6 protein-coding genes, 1 tRNA gene and 1 pseudogene are annotated in these 6,220 nt (G+C 52.1%); 6 read left to right on the top strand and 2 right to left on the bottom strand.

Translation table 11 applies throughout. The features are described from left to right. The first annotated feature begins 198 nt into the window (after nt 1-198). Both tnpA and tnpC read left to right on the top strand, forming a co-directional pair. Nucleotides 199-456: an IS66 family insertion sequence element accessory protein TnpA gene (gene tnpA / locus FT643_RS21960; protein ID WP_156873567.1), complete on the top strand. Its 258-nt coding sequence runs from the start codon at nt 199-201 to the stop codon at nt 454-456. A 73-nt stretch (nt 457-529) separates the two neighbouring features. Then, nucleotides 530-1,623 (top strand): annotated as a pseudogene (gene tnpC / locus FT643_RS23600) (IS66 family transposase); the annotation flags it as partial. A gap of 101 nt (nt 1,624-1,724) precedes the next feature. Here the strand turns inward: tnpC and FT643_RS21945 are convergent. Together FT643_RS21945 and FT643_RS21940 are read right to left on the bottom strand one after the other, a co-directional pair. Continuing rightward, a tRNA-Pro gene (locus FT643_RS21945) sits at nt 1,725-1,801 on the bottom strand. Between the two features lie 21 nt (nt 1,802-1,822). Continuing rightward, nucleotides 1,823-2,791 carry a polyprenyl synthetase family protein gene (locus FT643_RS21940; RefSeq protein WP_156873564.1) on the bottom strand — a complete coding sequence of 323 codons (969 nt, stop codon included), beginning with the start codon at nt 2,789-2,791 and terminating at the stop codon, nt 1,823-1,825. A gap of 314 nt (nt 2,792-3,105) precedes the next feature. Between FT643_RS21940 and rplU the strand changes: the two genes are divergently transcribed. From rplU to proB, 4 genes are all read left to right on the top strand, one after another. Continuing rightward, entirely contained in the window at nt 3,106-3,417 is a 312-nt protein-coding gene (gene rplU / locus FT643_RS21935; protein ID WP_156873563.1) for a 50S ribosomal protein L21, read from the top strand. A gap of 26 nt (nt 3,418-3,443) precedes the next feature. Further along, the gene (gene rpmA, locus FT643_RS21930; protein WP_156873562.1) at nt 3,444-3,704 is read left to right on the top strand and encodes a 50S ribosomal protein L27; all 261 of its coding nucleotides are present in this window, start codon (nt 3,444-3,446) and stop codon (nt 3,702-3,704) included. A gap of 140 nt (nt 3,705-3,844) precedes the next feature. Continuing rightward, complete coding sequence (gene cgtA / locus FT643_RS21925) at nt 3,845-5,041, top strand: Obg family GTPase CgtA (protein WP_156873561.1); 1,197 nt, start codon at nt 3,845-3,847, stop codon at nt 5,039-5,041. Nucleotides 5,042-5,089: 48 nt separating this feature from the next. Then, nucleotides 5,090-6,211 carry a glutamate 5-kinase gene (gene proB, locus FT643_RS21920; protein ID WP_156873573.1) on the top strand — a complete coding sequence of 374 codons (1,122 nt, stop codon included), beginning with the start codon at nt 5,090-5,092 and terminating at the stop codon, nt 6,209-6,211. Nucleotides 6,212-6,220: the final 9 nt, after the last annotated feature.

Genomic DNA, 6,220 nt, shown 5'->3' with positions numbered 1-6,220 from the left:
TAGCCCATCAGGGTCCGATGCCTACAAAGACGGCATCATGAAAGAGACCGGATACACGTAGGCAGTCGTACCTATTCGCTATTGATAAAAGTGCTTGCAATAGAGGAGGAGTCCATACACGCCAATAAAACAGCATCTATTAATTAATCTCAGCGCCTGAAACACTGTTCCTGTATTTATTTCAATACGGAGAACAGGATGAAACCCAATGAATCACCCGATACCGCAGTTCAGGATTGGCCGAAGTTGATGACTGCCTGGAAACGATCCGAGCTGAGCGGTGCTGAGTTTTGCAAGCGCCGTGGCCTGACTTATCACAAATTTCTGGAAACGCAAACTGTTCAAGTCCGCTTCCAAGACACCCGCGCAGAGCCCCTTTATAAAAGTAAAATCGCCGCCAACGGTTGCCGCTCCAGATGGTCTCACGGTCACGCTGCCCGGAGGCATCCTGATTGAGGGCGTGAATGAAACCAACGTCAGTTTGTTGCGCGGCATTCTGGAACAACTATGAGACCGCGCTATCTGCGCCCCGCACTGGAAATGCTTCGCCCATACTTCTTTACTGGCTTTCATCATCGTGGCCAAATACGCCGATGGCTTGCCCCTGTATCGACTCGAAGGTATTTTAAAACGTTACGGCAATCCCGTCAGCCACACCAACATGGCCAATTGGATCATCCGTCTGGATGAGGTGTTCAAACCCCTGATAATCCTGATGCGAGAGAGCCAAAATCAGGGCCGATATATCAACGCCGATGAAACCCGGATCCAAGTACTCAAGGAAAATGGCTTCAGTGTTTTATCCGACAGATGGATGTGGGTGACCTGCGGTGGTCCACCGGATCAACCCTCGGTGCTGTTTGAATACGACCCCTCCCGTGCCGGGGCGGTCCCGGAACGACTACTTGCGGATTTTAAGGGCATTCTGCAAGCAGATGGCTATTCCGGCTACGCGAGAATCTGTCAGAAAAACCAATTACAACGCATTGGCTGCTGCACCCAAAGGGCATAAAGGATCACGCCCGACGCAAGTTCGTGGAAGCGGTGAAAGCCGTCGATCCGAAAACGAAAAAGAATAAAGGTAAGGCTTCAGAAGCCGATGTTGCCGTAGCAAAAATCCGACAGCTGTATCGCATTGAAGCAGCCATCTCGGAATGCAGCGAAGCGGATAAATACCTTAAGCGTCAGGAACTGAGCGTACCGATACTCAACGAATTCAAAGCCTGGCTGGAAAAGAACGTCAGCAAAGTGATGAAGGGTTCCCAAACACGCAAGGCCATGGAATACACTCTGAATCAATGGGAATACCTGATTGGCTATTGCGATCACGGCTACCTTAATATCAGCAATGCCAAAGCTGAAAATGCCATCCGTCCGTTTGCAGTAGGTCGTAAAGCCTGGTTATTTGCTGATACAACTCATGGGGCAAGAGCCAGCGCGACCTGTTATTCCCTGATTGAAACCGCGAAGGCCAGCCAGCTGGAACCTTATGCCTACATCCGCTATGTGCTGGAGCATATTGGTTCTGCTGAAACGCTGGAAGAGGTTGAAGCACTGCTGCCGTGGAATGTGCCGCTGGAGAAAAATTCAAAAATTGCAACCGACTACGGTAAGAACAAGTAGGCGGATTTAAGGGCGCTTACGTTTAAATTTGCGCGTGTTAACCCAATCGCTATTTCTGTGTGTTGTGTGAGTTTTGCGGGGGCGTAACTCTCTGTTTTTATTGGTCGGAGTGAGAGGATTTGAACCTCCGACCCCTGCCTCCCGAAGGCAGTGCTCTACCAAGCTGAGCCACACTCCGATTTTTTGAAAACCTTAAAACTTAATGGTTGCGTTGAACAGCCAGATCACACAAAGCCATCAGCGCTTCTTTATATATTGAATCTGAAACATCATCAATAGCTTGCTTGGCCAGGCCTGCTTTTTCCCTGGCTTTTTGTATGGTGTATTCCAGTGCGCCGCATTCTTTCACAGTGTTTGTGATGGCGTCAATATTCTCAAGTCCGCCAGTCAGAATGGCACTGCGGATAAGCTGCTTTTCACTTTCTGAAGCGTGCTGTAAGGCATAGATTAGGGGTAGGGTAGGTTTGCCCTCGGCCAGATCATCGCCTACGTTTTTACCCATGGTGTCAGCAGATCCGTTGTAATCCAGCACATCATCCACTAGCTGAAATGCACAACCCAGGTGATCTGCATAGGTCGCAAAGGCCTGCTCAGTCGCGGAATCCGGTTGCGCCAGTACAGCGCCGGACTGGGCCGAAGCTTCAAACATCTTGGCCGTTTTGTAGCGGATGACCTCCATATATTGATCTTCTGAAGTGTCGGGATTCTTGCAGTTAACCAATTGAAGGACTTCACCTTCGGCAATCAGGTTGGTGGCGTTGGACAGAATCTTTAGAATCTTCATATTGCCCACGTTCACTACCATCTGGAACGAGCGGGAAATCAGAAAGTCACCCACCAGCACGCTAGGGGCATTCCCCCAGACCTCATTGGCGCTGGCTTTGCCGCGGCGAAGGGACGATTCATCGACGACATCGTCGTGCAACAGGGTAGCGGTATGCAAAAATTCTACTACGGCCGCAACTTCAATGTGCTGGTCGCCCTGGTAGCCCAGTGCGCGCGCGCTGAGCAGGCAAACCAGCGGTCGTAGACGCTTGCCACCGCTATCAATGATATAGTTGCCTATCTCTTTGATCAGCGGTACATGGGTATGTAACTGTTTGAAAATGAAGTCATTGACCTTGAGAAAGTCGTCGTCGACCGCTGCGGAGATCGCTTTAAAATCCATAAATACTGACCGTGATGGGGGTGGGGCCAAGCGACCACACAAATACAACGCTTGATAACCCGAATGCTATGGCTTGGGGCTTCTGAGTGTCAAGCTAAAGACTTGATTTTACTGGTTCTGAGGGGCGCGACCAGAAAAGTGGATAGCATTCCAATATCGGGCTTGCGTGCATTAACCGATTCCCTTACAATTGCGCCCCCTGTGACTCGACGCATGTAGCTTTTCTGTGCGCTAGCTCAAAGCAAGCTCAGTCGAAACGTCGGGTTAATCAAAGAATTTTTGTAGCATATAAAGAGCGGTTGGAGTCAGCAGCTATGTACGCGGTATTTGTAAGTGGTGGCAAACAGCATCGGGTCGCAGAAGGCGATATCCTAAAGCTGGAAATGATTGATGCCGAGCCTGGCTCAGCCATCGAGTTTGATCAGGTTTTGTTGGTCGCTAACGGCGACGACGTTAAAATTGGTGCACCTGTCGTTGAAGGCGGCATGGTGAAAGCGGAAGTGGTCACCCACGGCCGTGGCGAGAAAGTTAAAATTATTAAGTTTCGTCGTCGTAAGCACCATCGTAAACAAATGGGCCATCGCCAGTACTTCACTGAAGTGAAGATCACTGGTATCAACGCCTAATCCCAAGTTAGTTAAGGAGAAGCAAAATGGCTCATAAGAAAGCTGGTGGTAGTACCCGTAACGGTCGCGATTCCGAAAGTAAGCGCCTTGGCGTTAAACGGTACGGCGGCCAGGTCGTAAAAGCAGGCAACATTATTGTTCGCCAGCGCGGGACTCAGTTTCACCCAGGTGTGAACACTGGTCTGGGCAAAGATCATACGATCTATGCCAAAGTGGACGGTGTGGTCAAGTTTCAGGTGAAAGGTCCTAAAAGTCGCAGATTCATTACCATCGAACCTGTCGCTTAATTCCTAGCGCTACTTCGAGACAATGCTGAGCCCTGCCGTAAGGCGGGGCTTTTTGCGTTATAGTCCCGGGCGTGTAGGATGGTAATTGAAGGCGTTATGCTTAAGTAGTTTTGCAGTGTTATAGGTGCGGGAGCAACCCCATGAAATTTGTTGATGAAGCCGCAATACGTGTTGAAGCCGGAGATGGCGGGAATGGCTGTTTGAGCTTCCGGCGTGAAAAATACATTGAATATGGCGGCCCTGACGGCGGTAATGGGGGTGTTGGCGGTAGTGTTTTGCTGCAGGCAGATAACGGCCTGAATACCTTGGTCGATTATCGCTATGAGCGCTTATTTAAGGCGCAGCGCGGTGAAGGTGGGGCCGGTCGTAATTGCACGGGTGCCAGTGGCGAGGACCTTGTGCTCAGGGTGCCGGTCGGCACCACCGTTATCGATGAAGATACCGATGAGGTGTTGGGCGATTTGTTGAAGCACGGCGATCAATTCCTGGTGGCCCGAGGCGGTCGTGGTGGTTTGGGGAATACCTGTTTTAAATCAAGCACTAACCGTGCTCCCAGGCGCACGACCCCCGGAACGGAAGGCGAGAAGCGCAATTTACGTTTCGAACTGAAAGTCCTGGCCGATATCGGCTTGCTGGGGATGCCGAATGCGGGCAAGTCCACCTTGATTCGTGCCGTGTCCGCTGCCAAGCCCAAAGTGGCTGATTATCCCTTTACTACGTTGGTGCCCAATCTGGGTGTGGTAAAAGTAGACCGTTTGCGTAGTTTTGTAATGGCGGACATTCCCGGTCTGATTGAGGGTGCAGCAGAGGGCGCGGGCCTGGGAATTCGTTTTCTCAAGCATTTGGCGCGGTGTCGTATCCTGTTGCATGTGGTCGATATTGCGCCCTGGGATCAGTCCAGCCCGGTCGAGTCCGCTGAGGCGATTGCAGGTGAGTTGCAACTATTCAGCCCCACGCTGGCGCAGCGAGAGCGGTGGCTGGTATTAAATAAACTGGATTTGCTGCCGGATGAAGAAGCGGACGTCCGTTGCCAGCAAATTATCGATGATCTGGGTTGGGAGGGGGCAGTTTATCGGGTGTCGGCGGCCAATGGTGCCGGTACGCAGGATTTGGTTTTTGCCATAATGAATCACCTGGAAGAGTTGGATGAGCGTATGGCGGCGGATGAGGAATTCGCGGAGCAGGAGCGAGAGGCCCGGCAGCGCTTGGAGGAAGAGGCGCGGCACAAAATTCAGGAGCAGCGTGAAGAGCGTCGCCGTCTGCGTAAAGAAGCTAAAAACCGCAGTGATGACGATGATGATGACCACGAGGTGGAAGTGGTTTACGCTCCGCATTAATTTAATCTTATTTTGAATATGTCACTTATGAATGCATCCGATCGTCAGATGGCGCGCTCAAAAGTCGCCTTATCTAAACGCTGGGTAGTGAAAATCGGTAGTGCCCTGTTAACCGATGACGGGCGCGGTCTGGATCGTGAGGCGATAGCTGGCTGGGTCGCGCAAATGCACAGCCTCCGTCAGCGGGGGGTGGAGCTGGTGTTGGTCTCCTCCGGGTCCGTGGCTGAAGGTATGGCTCGGCTGGGTTGGAAGCAAAGGCCGAAGGCGATGCATGACTTGCAAGCAGCGGCGGCGGTTGGCCAGATGGGTTTGGTTCAGGCCTGGGAGCAGTCGTTCCAGCGGCATGGTGTTCACACTGCCCAGGTTTTGGTTACTCACGAAGATTTGTCCGATCGCAAACGTTACCTAAATGCGCGTAATACCCTGTTGGCCCTGATTGGGCATGATGTGGTGCCCGTAGTAAATGAAAATGACACGGTTGTTACGGATGAGATTCGCTTTGGTGACAACGACACATTGGGGGCGTTGACTGCAAATCTGGTAGAGGCCGAGTTGTTGGTGATCCTCACTGATCAGGAAGGCATGTTTGATGCTGACCCCCGCCAGAATTCTTCGGCTAAGCTAATATCCTGCGCTAAAGCGTCTGATTCAGCATTGCATTCAATGGCTGGTGGCGGGGCGGGTGTGCTGGGGCGGGGCGGTATGGCAACCAAGCTCAGGGCGGCTCAATTGGCGGCGCGCTCCGGGGCGGCCACGGTTATAGCCGGCGGGCGTCTTCCGGCGGTACTTGAGCGAATTCAGGAGGCTGATGAGGTCGGGACTTTGCTGCTCGCTGATGACACGCCAATGGCTGCTCGGAAACAGTGGTTGGCCGGCCACCTGCAAATGCGGGGTGTGTTGACGTTGGATGCGGGCGCGACCAAAGCGCTCAGGGAAAAAGGTGTGAGTCTGCTGCCCGTTGGTGTGCGGGAAGTGAAGGGGAATTTCTATCGTGGTGAAATGGTGGCCTGCGTAGATCCGGATAACCAGCGGGTTGCTTGTGGTCTGGTGAACTACAGTGCTGAAGAGGCGCGTCAGATTATGGGGCTAGGCAGCGAGAATATTGCTGCGATCTTGGGTTACGTAGACGAGAAAGAGTTGATACATCGGGATAATATGGTGGTTTTGTAGTTCATGTTA

It is taken from the genome of Ketobacter sp. MCCC 1A13808 (genome assembly GCF_009746715.1).
Lineage (GTDB): Bacteria > Pseudomonadota > Gammaproteobacteria > Pseudomonadales > Ketobacteraceae > Ketobacter.
This window is presented reverse-complemented; position numbering and strand designations above follow the sequence as displayed.